Source organism: Rhabdothermincola salaria, assembly GCF_021246445.1.
In the GTDB taxonomy this organism is placed as follows: Bacteria; Actinomycetota; Acidimicrobiia; order Acidimicrobiales; family Acidimicrobilacustridaceae; genus Rhabdothermincola_A; species Rhabdothermincola_A salaria.
In genome coordinates this window covers 154,964-174,418 of sequence record NZ_JAJQXW010000004.1, presented here as the reverse complement: position 1 = coordinate 174,418, position 19,455 = coordinate 154,964, and the positions used below count along the sequence as shown (strand labels likewise).

20 protein-coding genes are annotated in these 19,455 nt (G+C 73.9%); 14 read left to right on the top strand and 6 right to left on the bottom strand.

Translation table 11 applies throughout. The annotated features are described in order from the left end of the window. Nucleotides 1-32: 32 nt before the first annotated feature. From LUW87_RS16035 to LUW87_RS16005, 7 genes are all read left to right on the top strand, one after another. A complete protein-coding gene (locus tag LUW87_RS16035) occupies nt 33-293 on the top strand; it encodes a MoaD/ThiS family protein (RefSeq protein WP_232672214.1) in 261 nt (86 codons plus the stop codon). Beyond that, the gene (locus tag LUW87_RS16030) at nt 290-1,144 is read left to right on the top strand and encodes a hypothetical protein (RefSeq protein WP_232672213.1); all 855 of its coding nucleotides are present in this window, start codon (nt 290-292) and stop codon (nt 1,142-1,144) included. The genes LUW87_RS16035 and LUW87_RS16030 overlap by 4 nt, the downstream gene beginning before the upstream one ends. 273 nt (nt 1,145-1,417) lie before the next feature. Continuing rightward, nucleotides 1,418-1,990 (top strand): RsiG family protein, encoded by a 573-nt coding sequence (locus tag LUW87_RS16025; protein WP_232672212.1) that lies wholly within the window; start codon nt 1,418-1,420, stop codon nt 1,988-1,990. 54 nt (nt 1,991-2,044) lie between these two features. After that, nucleotides 2,045-3,262 (top strand): glycosyltransferase, encoded by a 1,218-nt coding sequence (locus LUW87_RS16020; RefSeq protein WP_232672211.1) that lies wholly within the window; start codon nt 2,045-2,047, stop codon nt 3,260-3,262. A 29-nt stretch (nt 3,263-3,291) separates the two neighbouring features. Continuing rightward, nucleotides 3,292-3,768: a YbjN domain-containing protein gene (locus LUW87_RS16015; RefSeq protein WP_232672210.1), complete on the top strand. Its 477-nt coding sequence runs from the start codon at nt 3,292-3,294 to the stop codon at nt 3,766-3,768. A gap of 199 nt (nt 3,769-3,967) precedes the next feature. Further along, nucleotides 3,968-4,756: a pyrroline-5-carboxylate reductase gene (proC, locus tag LUW87_RS16010; protein WP_232672209.1), complete on the top strand. Its 789-nt coding sequence runs from the start codon at nt 3,968-3,970 to the stop codon at nt 4,754-4,756. A gap of 83 nt (nt 4,757-4,839) precedes the next feature. Next, on the top strand, nt 4,840-5,727 hold the full coding sequence (locus LUW87_RS16005) for an SAM hydrolase/SAM-dependent halogenase family protein (protein ID WP_232672208.1): 888 nt from the start codon (nt 4,840-4,842) through the stop codon (nt 5,725-5,727). Nucleotides 5,728-5,834: 107 nt separating this feature from the next. On the opposite strand, the gene LUW87_RS16000 is transcribed toward LUW87_RS16005, so the two are convergent. From LUW87_RS16000 to LUW87_RS18915, 3 genes are read right to left on the bottom strand one after another with little or no spacing between them, the layout of a single operon-like run. Beyond that, entirely contained in the window at nt 5,835-6,650 is an 816-nt protein-coding gene (locus tag LUW87_RS16000) for an ABC transporter permease subunit (protein WP_232672207.1), read from the bottom strand. Then, nucleotides 6,647-7,636, bottom strand: coding sequence for an ABC transporter ATP-binding protein (locus tag LUW87_RS15995; protein WP_232672206.1), 990 nt, complete (start codon nt 7,634-7,636; stop codon nt 6,647-6,649). Before LUW87_RS15995 ends, LUW87_RS16000 begins: the two co-directional genes overlap by 4 nt. Next, nucleotides 7,633-8,376 carry a CAP domain-containing protein gene (locus LUW87_RS18915; protein ID WP_283251194.1) on the bottom strand — a complete coding sequence of 248 codons (744 nt, stop codon included), beginning with the start codon at nt 8,374-8,376 and terminating at the stop codon, nt 7,633-7,635. The genes LUW87_RS15995 and LUW87_RS18915 overlap by 4 nt, the downstream gene beginning before the upstream one ends. 149 nt (nt 8,377-8,525) lie before the next feature. Between LUW87_RS18915 and LUW87_RS15980 the strand changes: the two genes are divergently transcribed. Genes LUW87_RS15980 through hemC form a run of 5 tightly spaced genes read left to right on the top strand, consistent with a single transcriptional unit; the run spans nt 8,526 to nt 13,573 of the window. Then, nucleotides 8,526-9,998 (top strand): AMP-binding protein, encoded by a 1,473-nt coding sequence (locus tag LUW87_RS15980; RefSeq protein ID WP_232672205.1) that lies wholly within the window; start codon nt 8,526-8,528, stop codon nt 9,996-9,998. Between the two features lie 45 nt (nt 9,999-10,043). Next, nucleotides 10,044-10,766, top strand: coding sequence for a redox-sensing transcriptional repressor Rex (locus LUW87_RS15975; protein WP_430300542.1), 723 nt, complete (start codon nt 10,044-10,046; stop codon nt 10,764-10,766). Then, complete coding sequence (locus LUW87_RS15970; RefSeq protein ID WP_232672203.1) at nt 10,766-11,398, top strand: precorrin-2 dehydrogenase/sirohydrochlorin ferrochelatase family protein; 633 nt, start codon at nt 10,766-10,768, stop codon at nt 11,396-11,398. Before LUW87_RS15975 ends, LUW87_RS15970 begins: the two co-directional genes overlap by 1 nt. Further along, nucleotides 11,374-12,633: a glutamyl-tRNA reductase gene (locus LUW87_RS15965; protein WP_232672202.1), complete on the top strand. Its 1,260-nt coding sequence runs from the start codon at nt 11,374-11,376 to the stop codon at nt 12,631-12,633. The genes LUW87_RS15970 and LUW87_RS15965 overlap by 25 nt, the downstream gene beginning before the upstream one ends. Before the next feature lie 10 nt (nt 12,634-12,643). Beyond that, on the top strand, nt 12,644-13,573 hold the full coding sequence (gene hemC / locus LUW87_RS15960; RefSeq protein WP_232672201.1) for a hydroxymethylbilane synthase: 930 nt from the start codon (nt 12,644-12,646) through the stop codon (nt 13,571-13,573). A gap of 9 nt (nt 13,574-13,582) precedes the next feature. Here hemC and LUW87_RS15955 read toward each other — a convergent pair whose 3' ends face one another. Continuing rightward, entirely contained in the window at nt 13,583-14,803 is a 1,221-nt protein-coding gene (locus LUW87_RS15955; protein WP_232672200.1) for a serine hydrolase domain-containing protein, read from the bottom strand. Between LUW87_RS15955 and LUW87_RS15950 the strand changes: the two genes are divergently transcribed. Beyond that, the gene (locus LUW87_RS15950; RefSeq protein WP_430300541.1) at nt 14,802-15,527 is read left to right on the top strand and encodes a TrmH family RNA methyltransferase; all 726 of its coding nucleotides are present in this window, start codon (nt 14,802-14,804) and stop codon (nt 15,525-15,527) included. The two genes, LUW87_RS15955 and LUW87_RS15950, sit on opposite strands and share 2 nt — an antisense overlap. A 7-nt stretch (nt 15,528-15,534) precedes the next feature. On the opposite strand, the gene LUW87_RS15945 is transcribed toward LUW87_RS15950, so the two are convergent. Next, entirely contained in the window at nt 15,535-16,179 is a 645-nt protein-coding gene (locus LUW87_RS15945; RefSeq protein ID WP_232672198.1) for a TetR/AcrR family transcriptional regulator, read from the bottom strand. Nucleotides 16,180-16,370: 191 nt separating this feature from the next. Here LUW87_RS15945 and LUW87_RS15940 point away from each other — a divergent pair, with 191 nt between their 5' ends. After that, nucleotides 16,371-17,864 (top strand): cryptochrome/photolyase family protein, encoded by a 1,494-nt coding sequence (locus LUW87_RS15940; protein WP_232672197.1) that lies wholly within the window; start codon nt 16,371-16,373, stop codon nt 17,862-17,864. A gap of 28 nt (nt 17,865-17,892) precedes the next feature. On the opposite strand, the gene LUW87_RS15935 is transcribed toward LUW87_RS15940, so the two are convergent. Further along, the gene (locus LUW87_RS15935; RefSeq protein WP_232672196.1) at nt 17,893-18,987 is read right to left on the bottom strand and encodes a GGDEF domain-containing protein; all 1,095 of its coding nucleotides are present in this window, start codon (nt 18,985-18,987) and stop codon (nt 17,893-17,895) included. Nucleotides 18,988-19,455 lie beyond the last annotated feature (468 nt).

The following is a 19,455-nucleotide window of genomic DNA, read 5'->3' as shown; positions in this document are numbered from 1 at the left end:
GGTCGACCGCAAGCCACGCCTAGCATCTCGGCGTGGCCCACCTTCGTCTCTTCGCCGCTGCCCGCGACGCGGCCGGAGCCGCTCGCGCCGAGATGGCGGGCGACACCGTGGGCGACGTGCTGGCCGCCGCCGTAGCCGCCTACGGCCCGGACTTCGCCGCCGTGGTCGAGAACAGCCGGGTCTGGTGCAACGGCGAGCCCGCCGAGGTCGATCACCCCGTCGGACCGGCCGACGAGGTGGCCGTGCTGCCACCGGTGTCGGGTGGTTGCGGGCCGACTGCGGGAGCGCGGTGACCACGGCCCCGCGCCGGCGGGCTGCGACCCCCGCATCGGCCAAGGCGCCGCCCGCCAGCGATCGATCACCCGGCTCGTGGGCCGATCGGCTGGTGTCGGGCGAGCCCATCGGCGGGCCGCGAGGTCGTCTCGGGGTCGTGTGGTTCCTGGTCGCCCTCGTGGCCACTATCGGCGGCCTGGTGCCTCTCGCCGTGCTCTTCGCCCTGGTGGCGGGGGCGGCCGGGTTGCAGACCGCAGCCGCGTGGCGGCGGGTCCACCGTCGGCCGGTGCAACTGGCGTCGGGCCTCGTCGGTGCGGCGCTGCCCCTGGCCGCCGGCTTCGGCATCGCCTTCGTGGGGCTCGTCGCGCTGCTCTCGGTGGTGGCCTGCCTGGTCACCGCCGTGCTCTTCACCCGTGGTCGCCCCCGTCGTGGCCGTCCCGTCGTCCTGGCCGTGGCCGGGGTGACCCTGCGCAGCGGCTTCTTCACCGGGGTGGGGGCCGCGGCGGCGGTGCTGGTGGCCCGCACCGACACGGTCAGCTTCGTGGTGCTGTTGGTCCTCGTCAGCGCCTACGAGGCGGGCGACTACCTGGTGGGCACCGGGGCCAGCACCCCCATCGAGGGGCCGCTCTCCGGGATGGCGGCCGTCGCGGTGCTCACCTTCGCCCTCTCGGTGTTCCAGCTCGGCCCCTTCGACAGCCAGGCGGCGTGGGTGTTCGGCGGCATGGTGGCCGCCGCGGCTCCTCTGGGGACCTTCCTCGGTTCGGCCCTGGTGCCGTCGGCGGCGGCGGGTGGTCCCGGTCTGCGGCGCCTCGACGCGTGGCTCGTCGCCGGGCCGGCGTGGGCGTGGATGCTGTGGGGCTACCTGGGCTGACCCTGTCCATGGCGCCCTCCTCGCTGCGCTCGTCGGGACGCGGTGTGGGCGGGTCGCTGGCGCTCCCGTCGCCCACCTGCCGGTGAGCTGGTGCCGATGCACGCCCCCTCTGACCAACCTGTCGGGTTTGAGCGCTCACAGGTGACGCCCTTTCCCGACAGCTACGCGTTCGGGAGCAAGATGTCGCGAGGGGGCTGATCGCGGCGGCAGGGTGCCCTACAGTGACGCCGTCGGGCGCCCCGCGCCGCGTCACCCGAGGCCAGGAGAAGGTCGATGTCAGGAACCGACGACACCCCGACGCCCGACGGCGACAGCGCGCTCGAGCTCGACGGGATCGGTGCCGAGGACCTGCCGGCGCTGAGCCTGGTCGAGCTGCGCCAGCGTCGCGACGCGGCCGTGGGCACCGAGACCGGGCTGTCCTACCTGCGTCGCCTGGTGCAAGGCCCCCTCGACCTCGTCCGGGGTGAGCTCGAGAGCCGGGCCGGGGGCGAGCGGCGCGACCTCGCCGGGCTGGTGGAAGGGCTCGGTGAGGTGCTGTCGGAGAGTGGCCGCGGCACGGCCGGCGGCCGCATCCCCATGGCCCTCGAACCGAGCGAGATCGATCCCGAGCTGGCCGCCGAGCTGCAGCGGGTCACCCGCGGGGGGACTCGCACCGCCGAGGTGGCCGCCGCCGCCGACGACGAGCTCGTGGCCTTCGCCGCCGAGCTCGACACCCTCGAGCGGCAGGTCTCGGCCCGCCGGCGTCGTCTGCACCGCACCATCGACGTGCTCAACGGCGAGTTGGCCCGCCGCTACCGCTCCGGCGAGGCCACCGTCGAGAGCGCCCTGTCCTCCCCGGCGGAGTGAGCCCCTGCCGCCTGGAGTGTGGCTCCGGCTCTCGGCGCTCGTAACGTGATCTCCGTGCGTTCCCTGGCCGTCCTCTCGCTGCACACGTCGCCGCTGGCCCAGCCCGGATCGGGTGACTCCGGCGGCATGAACGTCTACGTGCGCGAGCTGGTGGCCTCGCTGGCCCAGGCCGGCGTGGGCGCCGAGGTCTACGTGCGGAGGTGGTCGCCCGATCTGCCCGAGGTCGTCGACGTCGAGCCCGGTTTCCGGGTGGTGCACGTCGACGCCGGTCCGTACGACCTGGCCAAGGAGCAGCTGCCCGACGTGGTCGACGCCTACGCCGACGGCGTGCGGGACCACCTGCAACGCCGCGACGGCGCGGATGCCCTCCACGCCAACTACTGGCTCTCGGGCCTGGCCGGGCACCGACTCAAGCACGAGCTCTCGCTGCCCTTGGTCTCCACGTTCCACACCCTGGCGCGGGTCAAGGCCGACACCGGAGACCTCGAACCGGACCGGCGGGTGGTGGCCGAGACCGACGTCATCGGGTGCTCGGATGCCATCTTGGCCAACGGCACGGCCGAGGCCGCCCAGCTCGTCGAGCTCTACGGGGCCGACCCGAGCCGGGTCGAGATCGTCCCCCCCGGTGTCGACCACGCCTTCTTCTCGCCCGGCGACCGTCGGGGGGCGCGCGCCGCGCTCGGTCTCGGCGAGCACCCGGTGCTGCTCTTCGTCGGTCGCATCCAGCCGCTCAAGGGCCTGGGGGTCGCCATCTCGGCGTTGGCCGAGCTCTCGGCCGCCCATCCCGATGCGGTGCTGGTCGTGGTCGGAGGTCCGAGCGGCGCCGAGGGCGAGCGGGAGATGGCCCAGGCCCTCGCCCTCGTCGACGAGCACCACCTCGGCGAGCGGGTGCGCTTCGTCGAGCCCCAGCCCCACCACCTGCTCTCCACCTACTACCGGGCGGCCGACCTGTGCATCGTGCCCAGCCGCTCGGAGTCCTTCGGCCTCGTGGCCCTGGAGGCGGCGGCGTGCGGCACCCCGGTGGTGGCCGCCGCGGTCGGGGGGCTGCTGACCCTCGTCGACGACGGAGTCACCGGCTCGCTGGTCGAGACCCGGTCCCCTCACGACTACGCCCGGGCCGCCGCGGCCATCCTCGGCGATCCCGCCCGGGCCGCGGCCATGAGCCGGGCGGCCACCGAGCGGGCCCGGCACTACACGTGGTCCACCACCGCGGCTCGCCTGCGGCGCCTCTACACCGACCTCACCGCCCGCGCTCCCGTCAGCTGCACCTGACGCCAGCGCCCACCGCCCAGGGAGCTCCCATGGCCGACGAGATCGCCGACCCCGCCACCCTCGATGCGCTCGAGGATCTGATCGACGGGTGGCTGGCGGCGCAGTTGGACGAGAACCCGGTGGTGGCCGCCGTCGAACGGGGCGAGCCGGGCGAGCGCCGGTGGTACGTGCGGGTCCTCGGCGAGTCCAAGGACGTGTTCTCGATCTGGTTCACCCTGCGCCAGCGGACCCTGCACTACGAGACCTACGTGATGCCGGCCCCCGAGGAGAACCACGCCGCCTTCTACGAGCACCTGCTGCGCCGCAACCACAAGCTCACCGGCGCGGCGTTCACCATCGGCGCCGAGGACGCGGTGTTCCTCGAGGGCAGCCTGGGCGTGCACGCCGTCGACGACGGTGAGCTCGATCGGATCCTGGGCTCGCTCTACGCCTACGTGGAGCAGTGCTTCCTGCCGGCGCTGCGCATCGGGTACGCCTCCCGCTTCGGGGACGCCCCCGAGGGCTGACCGGCCTCGGCGCCGCTGCCTGAGGACATCTCGTGCTGTTTCGATGTTTTTCCTTGTTCTCGGACCGGCGCTGTCCTACGGTGAGCGGCGTGCCCGGGAGCGGGACCTGATCGGGGAAGACGGGTCCGGGTCCCGGGCACGGCCGCGCTGACCGGAAAGGCCCCGGGCCTCCCCGGTCCGGACGGTAGCGTCGGCGACCATGGTGAGACTGCAGATCGTCGGTGGCGGCCGCATGGGCGAGGCCCTCCTGGCCGGCTTGCTCGGTGCCGGGTGGGCCGAGGCCTCCGAGCTGGCCGTGGTCGAACGTCTCGACGCCCGACGGCGCGACCTGGCCGAGGGGTTCCCGGGGGTGGCCGTGCTCGAACGGCCCACGGCCTGCGAGGGCGCGGTGCTGGCCGTGAAGCCCACCGACGCAGCCGAGACCGCGCAGGAGATCGCCCTGGCCGGTGCCCGACGAGTGCTGTCCATCGCCGCCGGGGTCACCACCGGGGCCCTCGAGGCGGCCCTCGGTGCGGGCATCGCCGTGGTGCGGGCCATGCCCAACACGCCCGCGGTGGTCGGCGCCGGGGCGTCGGCCATCGCCGGCGGCATCAGTGCGGGCGACGACGACCTGGACTGGGCGGCCTCGGTGCTCGACGCGGTCGGTGTCGTCGTACGGGTGTCGGAGGGGCAGCTCGACGCCGTCACCGGCCTGTCCGGTTCGGGCCCGGCCTACGTCTTCCTCGTGGCCGAGAGCCTCATCGAGGCCGGGGTCCTGGTGGGGCTGTCGCGCGAGGTGGCCGAGGTGCTGGCGGTGCAGACCCTGTTGGGCTCGGGCCGGTTGCTCGAGTCGAGCGACGAGCACGCCGCCGCCCTGCGGGCGGGCGTCACCTCGCCCGGAGGAACCACCGCGGCCGGCTTGCACGCCCTCGAGTCCGGCGGCTTGCGGGCGGCCATCCTCGACGCAGTGAAGGCCGCGACCGAGCGCTCCAGAGAGCTCGGCCGATAGCACCGGCCGGGCCCGACCGGCCAGGGCGTCGGGCCGCCCCCGTTGGGGACCTCGACGGGCCCGCCGGTAGCCTCGACCCCGCCATGGCGCCCCCCTTCGACACCGTCACCTTCCTCTCCGACTACGGCCGCACCGACGAGTTCGTCGGGGTCGTGCACTCGGTCATCCGATCCATCGCCCCCGACGTGCGGGTGATCGACCTCACCCACGACATCGCCCCCTACGACGTGCGCGCCGGGGCCCTGGCCCTCGCCCGCAGCGTCCCCTTCCTGGCCCCGGGGGTGGTGGTCGCGGTGGTCGACCCCGCGGTCGGCACCACCCGCCGCCCCATCGCCGTCGAGGTGGGCGACGGTGCCTCGGTGCTGGTCGGCCCCGACAACGGCCTGCTCGCCCCCGCGGTGGCCATGTGCGGGGGCGCCACCCGGGCGGTGGAGCTCGTGTCGCCCGAGCACCGCCTCGACACGGGGGCGGCGACCTTCGACGGTCGCGATGTCTTCGCCCCCGCGGCCGCCCACCTGTGCAACGGCGTCGAGCTCACCGAGCTGGGCCCCCTGCTCGAGCCGGCGTCGCTGATGCCCGGCCTGGTGCCCCTCTCTCGCGAGGAGGGCAGCGAGATCATCGCCGAGGTCCTGTGGGTCGACCGCTACGGCAACGCCCAGCTCAACGTCGAGCCCGAAGAGCTCGAGGGCCACGACGACCAGGTGGCCGTCGAGCTCGACGGCACCCTGCGCACCGCCCGGCGGGCTCGCACCTTCGCCGAGGTCGGGGCCGGCGAGATCGGCCTGATCGTCGACAGCTACGGGCTGATGGCCCTCGCCCTCGACCGCGACTCCGCCGCCGGCCGGCTCGACCTCGTCGCCGGTTCCCAGGTCGTCATCCGCGCCCTCGACGACGACACCACCGCCCGAGGCACGTCCACCTCGGTCACCCTCACCATGCGCCGCGTCAGCGGCGAGGAGGCCCAGCCATGAGGCCCGGCACCGTCATCACCCTCGGCGTGCTCCTGCTCGCCATCTTGATCGCCGCCACCCTGCAGCTGTTCGTGTTCGCCCGCTGAGCGGTCGGGTGACGCGTGTCGTCAGACGCGGGCCGCCAGGCGATCCCGGGTGAAGCGTCGGCCGTTCACCACCAACAGCAGCGCCGCCAACGCCCACAGGGCGGCGCCGGCGGCCACCACGCCGAGCACCGGCATCAACAACAGCGTCGACGCCTGCGCCGCGGCCAGGAAGATCAGCGGCAGGATCACCGCGCCACCGAGCTGGTTGGCCTCCTGGGTGGTGCGGGCCCGGGAGGACACCACGACCAACAGCCCGAGGGCCAGCAGGGCCATGGCCGGGGCCACCCACAGCACCATCACTGCGAACTGCCCGTAGGGCAGGAAGACGCGTTCGAGCAGGGGCCAGGCGACGAGGTCGCCGATCACCGAGTAGAGCAGGGCGCCGATCCAGGTGATGGCCACGGCCGGGAGGAAGGCGGTGAGCACCTTGGCGATGAACAGGTCGCGATCCGAGATGGGCAGGTGCAGGACCACCTCGAGGGTGCGCCGTTCCTTCTCACCGGCGAAGGCGTCGGCGGCCAGCACCGCGGAGACCATGAGGGGGATGACCAACAGCAGGGGGGCGAGCAGGTAGCCCAGCACCAGCACGAGCAGCTGCTCGTCCTGGGGCAGGGCGAGGATGGGCTCGGCCAGGCGCTCGATGAGGGGGGAGCGCAGCGCGCTCTCGACCCGGGTGGTGGGGGCGGAGCGGGCCAGGAGCCCGATGCTGAGCGGCATCGCCACCAGCAACACGGTGGGCACCAGCACCATGGGCAACACGATGGCCTTGGAGCGCCGGACGGCGCGGATGTCGCGACCGACGATCGTCCAGACCGCCCGCCAGTCGACGCCGATCACGAGCTCACCCCGTCGGGGGCGGCGAAGCCGTCGGTGGCCAGGGCCCCCTCTTCGTCGGCGATGCGCCGTTCGATGGCGAAGTAGACGTCCTCGAGGGTGGGTCGGTGCAGGGCGGCGCCGTACACGGGCAGTCCCCCTTCGACCGCCCGGGCCACGACGTGGGGGAGGGCCTCGCGGTCGTCGACGACCAAGCGGGCGCCGTGGTCGTGGGAGAACGCCTGCTGGACGCCGGGCACGCCGGCGAGGCGAGCCACGGTGGCGTCGTCGGCCGGGGCGCCGAGATCGAGCTCGGCGCCGACGCCGGACCACAGGCCGGCCGCCAGGTCCTCGGGGGCGCCGTAGGCGCGCAGTCGGCCGCGGTGCAGCACGGCCATGCGATCGGCCAGGCGCCCGGCTTCGCCCAGGAAGTGGGTGGCCATCACGATCGTGCGGCCCTCGGCGGCCAGGCCGTCGATGAGGTCGATGACGTCGCGCGTGCCGGCGGGGTCGAGGCCCGAGGTGGGCTCGTCGAGGAACAGGACCTCGGGGTCGTGCAGCAGGGCTCGGGCCAGGGCCACCCGCTTGCGTTGCCCGGTGGAGAAGCCCTGGGTGAGGTCGTCGGCCCGCTCGATCATCCCGAACCGTTCGAGCAGGTCGTCGACCCGTCGCCGGGCGTCGCCGACGGCGAACCCGCGCAGGCGGGCCACGTAGAGGAGGTTCTCACGAGAGGTCAGACGGTCGTCGAGGCCGGCGTTCTCGGTGAGCACGCCGGTGCGACGACGCACGGCATCACCGTCGACGGAGGGATCGAGCCCCAGCACCCGTGACCATCCGCCGTGGGGCTGCAGCACGCCGTCGAGGAGCCGCACGGTGGTGGTCTTGCCGGCGCCGTTGGGGCCGAGCAGGGCGAGGACCTGCCCCGGCTCGAGCGAGAAGGTGACACCGTCGACGGCGAGGCCGTGGGCGAACCCACGGGTCAACCCCTCGGTCTCGATGGCGGCGCTCACCGGCCCAGTCTGGCGGCGGAGCCGTCGAGGGCGCGCAGCGCGTCGAGGACGGAGGCGGCGCGGACGGGGTCGCCGGGACCGGGTGGCGGCGGCGGTGGTGGTTCCTCGGCGGTCGCCGGGGCTCCGGCTGAGGCGGTCGTCCCCGCGCCGCTGCCGCCGTTCGACTCGCCTCCCGTGGCCGGCGAGGGCGACGGCGGTGGTGACGGCGGCGGAGGTGGCGGTGGAGGTGCAGGAGGTCGGCCGCCGCCCGGGGCCAGGAAGCGGTGGGTGACGTACTGGGTGTCGCCCGACCACACCACCCCGATGCCCACCCGGGTGAAGGAGCCGTCGACGATGTTGCGGTAGTGGGTGGGGCTGGCCAGGAAGGCGTCGAAGATCACGCCGGTGCTGGGGCCGCGACCCACGTTCTCGCCCAGCTTCACCCAGGGCTGGCTGACCCCGATCGACAGGTCCGAGGCGTGCTGGAGTCGCCCCCACGAGGCGAGCTGTCCGGCCCAGCCCTGGGCCGTGCCCGAGAGCTCGCCGTCGAGGGTCAGCGGCGCCACGCCGGCCCGGGCCCGGGCCTGGTTGAGCAGGCCGAGGTACTGGCCGACGTCGCCGCTGCCGGCGTGGGCGGGTGCGGGACCAGGGGTGCCGGACGGGGCGAACGTCGTGGCCAGGACCAGGAGGACGACGAGCAGGGCGAGCGCGACGAGGCGGCCCGGTACCGATCGCTGTCGTGGTGTCGCTGCTGCCCGCATGGATCCTCCTCCTCCCCATCGGCCGATGGGACCCGGGACTGGAACGATCCGGCCTCGCGTCGGGTGGCTACTGTGGTCACCCCGGGCGGGAACGCCCAGGGAGCTGCGCCCATCGGGCGTCGTCGGACGCGAGGGGGGAGGCCCCGGACGTGAACCTGGCCTCCATCGTCGACCCCCACCCCGCCGACGCCGTCGCCCTGGTGGTGGGCGACCGTCATGTGACCTTCGGCGAGCTGCGCGACCTGACCGGTCGCGCCCGTGGAGGGCTGCGCGCCCTCGGCGTCGAGCCCGGCGACCGGGTCGCCATCGTCTCGGGCACCGACCTGCTCTTCGTCGTCACCCATCTGGCGGTCATGGGCCTGGGTGCCATCAGCGTGCCGCTCAACGCGGCGTCGCCCGCCGCGGCACTGGCCCACGAGCTGCGCCTCACCGGGGCATCGGTGCTGGTGGCCGGGCGGGCCTCGGCGGCGGTGGCCGGCCTCGACCGGGAATCGCTGCCCGAGCTCGAGCACGTCATCTCCGCCGACGAGCAGCGGTGGGAGGAGCTGGCCGCCGCCGACCCCGTGGACGTGGTCGACCGGTCCCCGTCCGACCTGGCGGTGCTGTTGTTCACCAGCGGCACGGTCGGGGTGCCGAGGCCGGCCATGCTCACCCACGGCAACCTCATCACCAACCTCGACCAGGTGGCGGAGGTCCCCGAGCGGCTGCCCCAGCCCGGCGACGTGGCGCTCGGGGTGCTCCCCTTGTTCCACGTGTTCGGTCTCAACGTGGTCCTGCACCTCGGGTTGCGCACCGGGTCGACGGTGGTGCTGGCTCCCCGGTTCGACCCCGTGGGCACGCTCGAGCTGGTGCGCCGCCACCACGTCACCCACATCGCCGGGGCGCCCGCCATGTGGAAGGCCTGGCTCGAGCTCGAGTCGGCGCCCGACGACGCGCTCGCCTCGGTGCGGGTGGCCACGTCCGGCGCCGCCAAGCTGCCCGTCGAGGTGGCCGAGCGCTTCGAGTCCCGCTTCGGCGTCCACCTCGACGAGGGCTACGGGCTCACCGAGACATCGCCCGTCGTCACCGCCTCCACCGGCACCGACTCGCCGTACGGGTCGATCGGGGTCCCGCTGCCCGGCATCGAGGTGCGCCTGGTCGACGCCGACGGCGAACCGTCCCTGCAGGACGACCCCGGCGAGCTGTGGGTCCGCGGCGACAACGTCTTCCCGGGGTACTGGAACGACCCCGAGGCCACCGCTCGGGCGCTCACCCCCGACGGGTGGCTGCGCACCGGCGACCTGGCGGTCGTCGACGGCGAGGGCCACCTCTTCCTCGTCGACCGGGCCAAGGAGCTGATCCTCGTGTCGGGGTTCAACGTCTTCCCCGCCGAGGTCGAGGACGTCCTCGGCGAGCACCCCGACATCGAGGCCGTGGCCGTGACCGGTGTGCCCGATTCCGCCACCGGCGAGGCGGTCAAGGCCTGGGTGGTGCCCGCGCCCGGCACGGTCCTCGACCCCGACGAGCTGCGCGAGTTCTGCCGCCGCTCGCTGCCCCGGTACAAGTGCCCCTCGGCGGTCCACGTGGTGGACGCCCTCCCGGTGGGGCTCACCGGCAAGGTCCTGCGGCGGGCCCTGCACTGAGCGTCCGATCGGGCCGTGGCCGCCGACCCGCGAGCGTGTGACTTTGTGAACGCGGGCACGAGGTCACTAGCGTCAGCCCCCGTGGACCGCTCCCGACGACGCATCCCCGAAGCCACCGTCGCCCGCCTGCCGGTCTACCTGCGCACCCTGGTCGAGCTCCGCGACGCCCAGACCGCCACCATCTCGTCGGAGCGCCTGGCCGAGCTCGCCGGCGTCAACGCCGCCAAGGTGCGCAAGGACCTCTCCTACCTGGGGACCTACGGCACCCGAGGGGTGGGCTACGACGTCGAGTACCTGCTGTTCCAGATGAGCCGAGAGCTGGGCCTCACCGAGGACTCACCCGTCGCCATCGTCGGCATGGGCAACCTCGGTGCCGCCCTGGCCAACTACGCCGGCTTCGGCGACCGCGGCTTCCCCGTCGCCGCCCTCATCGACGCCGACCCCACCAAGGTGGGCACCGTGCTCGGCGAGCACCGCATCCACCACATCGACGAGCTCCCCGATCTCGTCGCCGACCGCAAGATCGCCATCGGCATCGTGGCCACGCCCGCTTCGGTGGCCCAGGACGTCGCCGACCGCCTCGTCGAGGCCGGGGTCACGTCGATCCTCAACTTCGCCCCGGCCGTGGTCACCGTCCCCACCGGGGCCTCGCTGCGCAAGGTCGACCTGGCCCTCGAGCTGCAGATCCTGAGCTTCTACCGCCAGCGCGAGGCTCGCGCCACCGACGAGCGGTCCGACAACGGCGCCGCCCGCGAGACGGTGAGCTGATGCCGGTCGAGGCGCCGCTCTACCCGGTGAACCTGGTGGTCGCGGGCCGGCGGTGCCTCGTCGTCGGGGGTGGCCCGGTCGCCCGGCAGAAGGCGGCCGAGCTGGTGGCCTGCGAGGCGGTCGTCGACGTCGTGGCTCCCGAGGTCGTCGACGACCTGGCCGCGCTGCCCCTCACCGTCTACCGCCGGCGCTACGAGTCGGGCGAGGTGGCCGGGTACCGCCTGGCCATCACCGCCACCGACGATCCCGCCGTCAACCGGCAGGTCTTCCTCGAGGGCGAGGAGCACGGCGTGTGGGTGAACTCGGCCGACGATCCGGCCAACTGCGCCTTCACCCTGCCCAGCCGGGTGCGTCAGGGGCCCCTCCTGGTCACCTTCGCGACGGGGGGCCGTTCACCGGCGTTGGCCACCTGGTTGCGCCGGCGATTCAGCTCGGAGTTCGGTCCGGAGTACCTGGACCTGATCGACGTGCTCTCCGAGGAGCGGGCCCGTCTGCAGCGTGACGGGCGTCCCACCGAGGGCCTCGACTGGCAGGGAGCGCTCGATTCAGGGATGCTGGAACTGATCCGCGAGGGCCGCCTCGCCGAAGCCAAGGAGCGCCTGAAGGCGTGTCTGTCGTCGTCATCGGCTTGAACCACCGCACGGTGCCGCTCGATCTCCTCGAGCGGCTCACCATCGACGACGCCCGTCTCCCCAAGGCCCTGCACGACGTCACCTCGCGCGACCACCTCAGCGAAGCGGTGGTGCTGTCCACCTGCAACCGCACCGAGGTCTACGTCGTCGCCGAGAAGTTCCACCCGGCCTACGCCGACCTGCGCAACTTCCTCTCGGAGCTGGCCTTCCTTCCTCCCGACGAGTTCGCCGAGCACCTCTACGTGCACGACGGCGCCGACGCCGCCGCCCACCTGTTCACCGTGGCCGCCGGGCTCGACTCCGCCGTCGTCGGCGAGGCCGAGATCCTCGGCCAGGTGCGCGTCGCGTGGGAGCGGGCCCAGGAGGAGGGTGCCTGCGGGGCTCGCCTCAACCTGCTGTTCCGCCATGCGCTCGAGGTCGGCAAGCGGGTGCGCACCGACACCGGCATCGGTCGTCACGTGGCCAGCGTGTCCACCGCGGCGGTCGCCATGGCCGCCCAGCACCTCGGGCCCCTCGAGGGCCGGGCCATCCTCGTGCTCGGGGCCGGCGAGATGGGCGAGGGCATGGTGCGAGCCCTCGGCACCAAGGGCGTCGACGACATCCGCATCGCCAACCGCACCTGGGACCGGGCCCAGGAGATCGCCGAGCGCGTCGACGGGCGGGCCATCCGCCTCGCCGACCTCGACGCCTCCCTCGCCGAGGTCGATCTGTTGCTCACCGGCACCGGGGCCACCTCGATGCTGCTCGAGCACGCCGACATCGCCCGGGTGATGGATGCCCGGGCCGGCCGGCCCCTGCTCGTGGTCGACGTGGCCGTGCCCCGCGACGTCGATCCCAGCGCCGCCGACCTCCCCGGCGTGACCCTGCTCGACATGGACGACCTGCGGGCCTTCGCCGAGGCCGGCCAGGCCGAGCGGCGACGCGAGGTCGAAGCCGTCGAGGCCGTGGTGGCCGCCGAGCTCGACCGCTACGTGGCCCTCAGCTCGGCCCGCGAGGTGGCCCCGCTGGTGGGCACGCTGCGCGCCCAGGCCGAAGCCGTCCGCCAGGCCGAGATCGATCGCTTCCGGGGCCGGCTGGGCGACCTCGACCAACGTCAGGTCGAGGCCGTCGAGGCCCTGACCCGCGGCATCGTGGCCAAGCTGCTCCACGAGCCCACGGTCAACCTCAAGGACGCGGCAGGCTCGCCGAGGGGCGAACGCCTCTCCGAGGCCCTGCGCGACCTGTTCGACATCTGAGCCCCTCGCCGTGATCTCCGTGCACCTGCGCGCCGCCACCAGGGGCAGCGCCCTGGCCCGATGGCAGACCGACCACATCGCCGCCCTGCTGGCCGCGGCCGGTGCCGCTCGCGGCGTCGAGGTCACCGTCGAGGCGGTCGTGGTCCAGACGGTGGCCGATGCCCGCCTCGACATCCCCATCTGGGAGATGGGCGGCAAGGGGGTGTTCGTCAAGGAGGTGCAGGCGGCGGTGCTCGACGGACGAGCCGACCTGGCCGTGCACTCGGGCAAGGACCTCCCGGCCCTCACCCCCGATGCGTTGGTGGTCGGTGCCGTCCCCGAGCGGGCCGACGCCCGCGACGTGCTGGTCGGCACCTGCCTGGCCGACCTGCCGCCCGGCGCGGTGGTGGCCACCGGGTCGGTGCGCCGGCGGGCGCAGCTGGCCTGGCTGCGCCCCGACCTCACCTTCCGGGGCCTGCGCGGCAACATCGCCACCCGTCTGGCCCAGTCGGGCTCGTTCGACGCCATCGTCATGGCCGCCGCCGCGGTCGAGCGCCTCGAGCTCGACCTGGCCGACCGGGTCGTCGAGGTGCTCGACCCGTCGGTCATGCTCCCGCAGGTGGCCCAGGGCGCCCTGGCCGTCGAATGCCGGGCCGACGACGCCCGTTCCCGCGAGCTGCTGGCCGCGGTGGAGCACGGCCCCAGTCGGGCCGCGGTCGATGCCGAGCGGGGCTTCCTGGCCGAGCTCGGCGGCGACTGCGACCTGCCCGCCGGGGCCCACGCCGTGGTCGACACCGCCGCCGACCGGATCATGGTCGAGGCCCTCCTCGCGTCGATGGACGGCCACGTGCTGCTGCGCCACCAGCGTCGGGGTGCCGTCGCCGATGGGCCCCGCCTGGGGCGGGAGCTGGCCCGCCACCTGCTCGACGACGCCGGCGGGGCGTCGCTGCTGGTGCGCTGACCGTCCTGGTCAGCCGCCCAGGGGGGTGCCCGGCTCCCTGATGGCCCGGCCGTCGGTGTCGATGGCCACCCCGACGAGCTGGGCGACGGCAGCCGAGTCGCGCACCGCCTCCAGGGGGACGAGGGGGTCGTCGAGGACGGCGACGACGGCCCAGGCGTTGCGGGGCCGGTCGACGAGGGGGTACACGCCGATCTGGTTGGGGGCGCTGACCACCGACGCCAGCCCGGTGCCGTCGCCCCGGGGGCGGTCACGCCACACGCCGAGGCCGTGGGTGGGGATGCCGGTGGCGGCCACCCACGGCTCTCGGCTGGTGTCGAGGGTGCTCGTCTGGTCGCGTTCGATCTCCTCGACCGAGGCCGCCTCGAGCAGCCGCTCCGTGGGGCCCTGGCCCTTGGCCAGGACCATGGCGAGGAACCGACCGAGGTCGGCGGCGGTGGTGGTGCCGTCGACGGCGAGCAGGCTCCGCGGGGCCGGGGGGAGCACCGGTTCGTCCGGTTCACCGTCGCCTCCGTCGGTCGGGGGATCCGGGACGTCGACGGGGACGGTTCGTTCGGGCTCGGGGAAGGAGGTGGCGTTCATGGCCAGGGGGCCCAGGAGGCGCTCGGCGGCGATCGTGGCCCACGTCCGGCCGGTGACGGCCTCGGCCAGGCGGGCGGCCACGTGGGTGCCCACCGGGCTGACGGCGAACACGTCGCCGGGGGCGCCGAGCAGGGTGGCGCGGGCGACCCCGGCGTCGCACCCGTCCGCATCGGCGCAGTCGATGCCGAACGGGAGGCCCGAGGTGTGCGACAGCAGGTGGCGCAGGGTGACGCGCCCCAGGTCGTCGCCGGCCATCGAGGAGAGATGGTTGGCGACGGGCTCGTCGAGGCCCACCAGGCCGTCGTCCACCAGGCTCATGAGCACGGCCGCAGTGAGCCAACCCCCGGTCTCGCCGAGGGGCAGAGGGCTGTCCTCGTCGACCGAGCCGGTGGCGAAGGTGTGCAGGCGGGCACCGTCCTGCTCCACCAGCAGGGCGGCGCCGGGGAGCTCGGCGGTGCTCACCCGACGGGTCAGGCGGGCATCGAGGTCGGCGAAGGGGATCGTCGGGTAGGTGGGCCCGGGGCCGGTGGTGAGCTCGGGCTCGCGGTCGCCGTCGCCACCAGCACCCTCCGCCTCGCCGTCGCCGCGACCAGTGGTGCAGGCGCTGGCCAGCACGAGCAGTGCGACCACCGCGGCGAGCAGTGCGAGCATGGACCGTCGGCGTCGTCGCCGGCACGAGGGAGAGGCGAGGGCCATCGGCGTCGAGGCTACGGGCGAGCCATCAGAAGCGGCGGATCGGGCCGCCCCCGGCGCACCGGACGTCGAGGTCGGGGTGGGGCCGCACCCCAGCCCCTGGCCCGACGACCCGCGCCTCGACCGCGAGCTGCTCGCCGCCGGCGATCGGCGCAACGTCACCGACCGCTACCGCTACTGGTCCAACGAGGCGATCGTCGCCGACCTCGACACCACCCGGCACCCTTTCCACGTGGCCATCGAGAACTGGCAGCACGACCTGAACATCGGCACGGTGGTGCGCACCGCCAACGCCTTCAACGCCGAGGGCGTCCACATCGTCGGTCGGCGGCGGTGGAACCGGCGCGGCGCCATGGTGACCGATCGGTACCTCCACGTCCGCCACCACCCGACGATCGACGACCTGGTCGGCTGGGCCGCGGCGCAGGACCTGGCGATCATCGGCGTCGACATCCTCCCGGGCTCGGTGCCGCTCGAGACCACCGAGCTGCCCGAGCGGTGCCTCCTGCTCTTCGGCCAGGAGGGCCCGGGCCTCTCGCCCGAGGCCCAGGCGGCGTCGACGGTGGTGTGCTCCATCGCCCAGTTCGGTTCGACCCGTTCGATCAACGCCGGGGTGGCCGCGGGTATCGCCATGCACGCCTGGATCCGTCGCCACGCCACGATCCCTCGCGACGGCCCCTGACGACGCTTCAGCCGTCGAGCAGGGCGTGCACCATGCGGGCGAGGGTCTGGCGGGTCGCCGTGGGGTCGAGGCCGCTCTCGCGCAGGGTGTTCCACGTGGGCCACGAGAGGGTGACGTCGAGGGCCGCCAGGAGCTCGTCGTGCTCGGCTCGGTCGGTCTCGTCCAGCTCGGCGGAGAAGAGGGCCGCCGTGTGGGCCCGCAGCTCGGCGTTGCTGCGGGCCCGGACCTCCCGCAGGTCGGCCGAGAAGGGTTCCTGGAGGTTGGAGGCCCGCCGGATGGGGGTGATCCACTCGAACAGCTCAGCCCGTTGGTCGACGATGGCGGCGATCCGCTCGGCGCGAGTGCCGACGGGATCGAGCGGCGCCATCCGGGCCCGAGCCCGGGCCAGCTGCCGCTCGGCCACGACCCGGAGCAGCTCGTCGAGGTCGGCGAAGTGGTGGTAGATGAGCCGCTCGGAGATGCCGGCCCGCTGGGCGATGCGACCGGCGGTCGGACGCAGGTCGCCCCCCTCGACGAGCGACAACAGGGCATCGGCGATGGCCTGACGGGACCGCTCGGCCCGGGCCCGGCGACCGTCGACGCGCGGGGTCGTGTCGTCGTCGGTCGCGGGTGCACCCGCGACGTCCTCAGGGGTGGGGCTGGCCAGGGTCATCCACCGACGAGTGTGCCACCAAACGTCTCGCGGCCCCGGTCCGGGTGGACTCGATCCGGGTGGACTCGATCCGGGTGGACGCGATCAGGCCGGGACGATCCCAGACCGCTCGTGGACCGGATCGGCTCGGGCCATCGGTGGGTCGGGCTTCGACCCTCGCTCCCGAGCCGACGCGACGTAGCGTGCGGCGGGTGGAGACGGTCTGGGTGCTGGGCGATCAGCTGAGCCGCCAGGGCGGGGCGCTGGCCGGCCGCCGCCCGGGCGAGGTGCGGGTGCTGCTGGTCGAGAGCCGGGGCAAGTGGGCGTCGCGCCGCTGGCACCGCCAGCGGCTCCACCTGGTGGTGGCGTCCATGCGCCGCCTGGCCCGCGAGCTCACCGAGGAAGGCTTCGAGGTGGACCTGCGCACCGCGGACAGCCTCGCCGACGGCTTGGCCGCCCACCGTCGCCGGTACCGGCCCGAGCGGGTGGTGGCGATGTCGCCCATGTCCTGGGACGGTGCCGAGCTCCTCGCCCGTTGCGACGTGGCGACCGTCGCCAACGACCAGTTCCTCTGCTCGGCCGAGCAGTTCGCCGAGTGGGCCGGGGACCGGTCCCGGCTGCGCATGGAGGACTTCTACCGCTGGCAACGCACCCGGCTCGGCTACCTGATGGACGGCGACGAGCCCACGGGCGGCCGATGGAACCACGACGCCGCCAACCGGGAACCGCCACCGACCGACGGACGGCCCTGGCCGGCCCCACTCGTCGACGACCTCGACGAGCTCGACGACGAGGTGCTGGCCGACATCGAGCGGGCCGTCCCCGAGCTCTGGGGAGGCCCGCCGGACGGCACCTGGGCGACGTCGAGGTCCGGTGCACTCGCCCGTCTGGACCACTTCGTCGACGAGGTCCTTCCCCTCTTCGGTCCCCACGAGGACGCCATGTTGCGCGACGAGTGGAAGCTGGCCCACTCGACGCTCAGCCCCTACCTCAACCTCGGACTGCTCCACCCGGGCGAGGTGGCCGATGCCGCCGCCGAGGCCCACCGGCGCGGCTCGGTCCCCATCGCCTCGGCCGAGGGGTTCGTGCGCCAGGTGATCGGGTGGCGCGAGTACGTGTGGGGGGTCTACTGGCTGTGGATGCCCGGGTACCGGAGCCTGAACGCCCTGGACGCCCGCCGGCCCCTGCCACCGGTGCTGCGGGGCGGGCCGACCGACATGGCGTGCGTCGGGCGGACGTTGGCGGCGCTCGACCGGCACGGGTGGCTGCACCACATCGAGCGGCTCATGGTGCTCGGCAACCTGGGCCTGCTGGCCGGGGTCGCGCCCGACGAGATGGTCGAGTGGATGTGGTCCTCGTTCGTCGACGGAGCCGAGTGGGTGATGCTGCCCAACGTGGTGGGGATGGCCCTGCACGCCGATGGTGGGCGCATGGCCACCAAGCCCTACGCCGCGGGCGGCGCCTACCTGAACCGCATGAGCGACCACTGCGGCACCTGTCGCTACGACCCCAGGCGACGGGTGGGTGCCGATGCGTGCCCGTTCACGACGCTGTACTGGGACTTCCTCGCCCGCCACGAGGATGGCTTGCGAGGCAACCACCGCATGGGGAACCCGCTGGGCAGCATGCGCCGCCTCCGGGACCTGCCGGCCGTGCGGGAGCGGGCCACCGAGGTGCTCGCCATGCTCGACGACGGGACGCTCTGATCAGCGGCTGAGCGCGCCCCAGAGGTGTTCAGCCGGCCTCGGCGGCCGGCCCGGGCGGGGTGCCCCGCTTGGCCTGGAACATGGAGCGGTCGGCGCGCCGCAGGGCGGTGTCGAGGCCCTCGCCCCGCTCCACGACCACCGACCCGATGCTCACCGTCAACGCGTCGGCGCGGCTGCCGGGCACCATGAGGGGTGGGAGCTCGCGCAACCGCCTCACCAGGTCGGCGAGGTCCGCCGGGTCCTCCAGCGGGTCGCAGAGCACGACGAACTCGTCGCCGCCGATGCGGCAGGGGAGGTCGATGGCCCGGGTGCCGCGACGCAGGCGCTCGCCCACCGAGATCAGGACCCGGTCGCCGACGTCGTGGCCCCAGGTGTCGTTGACCGCCTTGAAGCCGTCGAGGTCGAGGTAGATGAGCCCGATCACGCCGCCGTGGCGGGCCTGGCGCTTCTGGGCCTCGGCGAGGCGTTCGGACAGCGCCCGACGGTTGGCCAGCCCGGTGAGGGGGTCGGTGAGGGCGGCATCGCGCAGCTCCTGCTCGAGAGCGCGGCGCTCGGTGACGTCGTCGAGGGTGAGCACCGTGCCGAGGGTGCCGTCGCCGAGCGGGAGGGGTTCGGCGCGCGCCGAGTACCACGCCCAGCCCCCCTCGGGCAGGGCGTAGCCGAGCACGGCGTCGGTGCTCACGCCGTCGCGGATCGCCGAGACGACCGGGAGATCGGCGGGCCGCCACGGGCGGCCGTCCTCGCGGATCACGTCGATGTGGTCGAGCATGGCCACCGGGCTCTCGGCGATGTGGTCGACGGTCAGCCCCAGGCGTTCGAGGAACCGTTCGGTCCCGGGGTTGGCGTGGAGCAAGTGGCCCTTCTCGTCACGCAGCATGACGGCGATGGGCAGTCCGTCGAGCACGGTGAGCAGCTGCGTGTCCCGGCCCTGGAGCTCGGCGGTCATGTGCCGGCGGTCGCGGAGGCCGCCGAGCACGAACCAGACGAGGGCGGCCGACACGCCGAACGTGGCCCAGACCGCCGTCACCAGGTGGTCGGTGGCGACGGCCCACACGAGCAGGCCCAGCAGCACCACGATGACGGCCAGCGGTGGACCCAGGTGCAACAGCCGGGGCCGGGGCAACTCGTCGGAAGAGGGTGACGGCAGGGGGTCGATGGCCGGATTCTTTCACCATCAGTGCAGATTCGCCCACTCTCCATGGGCGGGTCGCTCCCGATGTTCGGGTCCTCGGGGCTCCGGCGGGTCCTGTCCCGCACCAGAACCTGACGTGCTCGGTCGCTCGGAGCGGCGGCTTCGTCGAGCTCGGGCGTGGGTCGACGAATCCTTCGTCGATCTCAGGCGGCGCTCGCCGAGCCGCACTCGCTCCCGTGCGCGCGTCAGAACCGGTGGTGCGGGCCACCCCCCGGAACCCACTCGGCCCCGAATCCATGGCGCCCTCCTCGCGAGCTCGTCGGGACGCGGTGTGGCGGCGACGCTGCGCTTGCCCGCCGCCACCAGACCCAGACCCTCAGCCGGCATGCAACAGCCGACGCCGCGCAGCAAGGAGGCTCAGTCAGCCCTCGCGTTTCGGCGAAGGCGGCGGAGGGAGGC

What these genes read in the sequence shown, in the direction of transcription:
- LUW87_RS16025 (WP_232672212.1), top strand. Translation starts at nt 1,418, where the DNA reads ATGTCAGGAACCGACGACACCCCGACGCCCGACGGCGACAGCGCGCTC.
- LUW87_RS16015 (WP_232672210.1), top strand. Translation starts at nt 3,292, where the DNA reads ATGGCCGACGAGATCGCCGACCCCGCCACCCTCGATGCGCTCGAGGAT.
- proC (WP_232672209.1), top strand. Translation starts at nt 3,968, where the DNA reads ATGGTGAGACTGCAGATCGTCGGTGGCGGCCGCATGGGCGAGGCCCTC.
- LUW87_RS16005 (WP_232672208.1), top strand. Translation starts at nt 4,840, where the DNA reads ATGGCGCCCCCCTTCGACACCGTCACCTTCCTCTCCGACTACGGCCGC.
- LUW87_RS18915 (WP_283251194.1), bottom strand. Translation starts at nt 8,376, where the DNA reads ATGCGGGCAGCAGCGACACCACGACAGCGATCGGTACCGGGCCGCCTC.
- LUW87_RS15970 (WP_232672203.1), top strand. Translation starts at nt 10,766, where the DNA reads ATGCCGGTCGAGGCGCCGCTCTACCCGGTGAACCTGGTGGTCGCGGGC.
- LUW87_RS15950 (WP_430300541.1), top strand. Translation starts at nt 14,802, where the DNA reads ATGGACCGTCGGCGTCGTCGCCGGCACGAGGGAGAGGCGAGGGCCATC.
- LUW87_RS15955 (WP_232672200.1), bottom strand. Translation starts at nt 14,803, where the DNA reads ATGCTCGCACTGCTCGCCGCGGTGGTCGCACTGCTCGTGCTGGCCAGC.
- LUW87_RS15945 (WP_232672198.1), bottom strand. Translation starts at nt 16,179, where the DNA reads ATGACCCTGGCCAGCCCCACCCCTGAGGACGTCGCGGGTGCACCCGCG.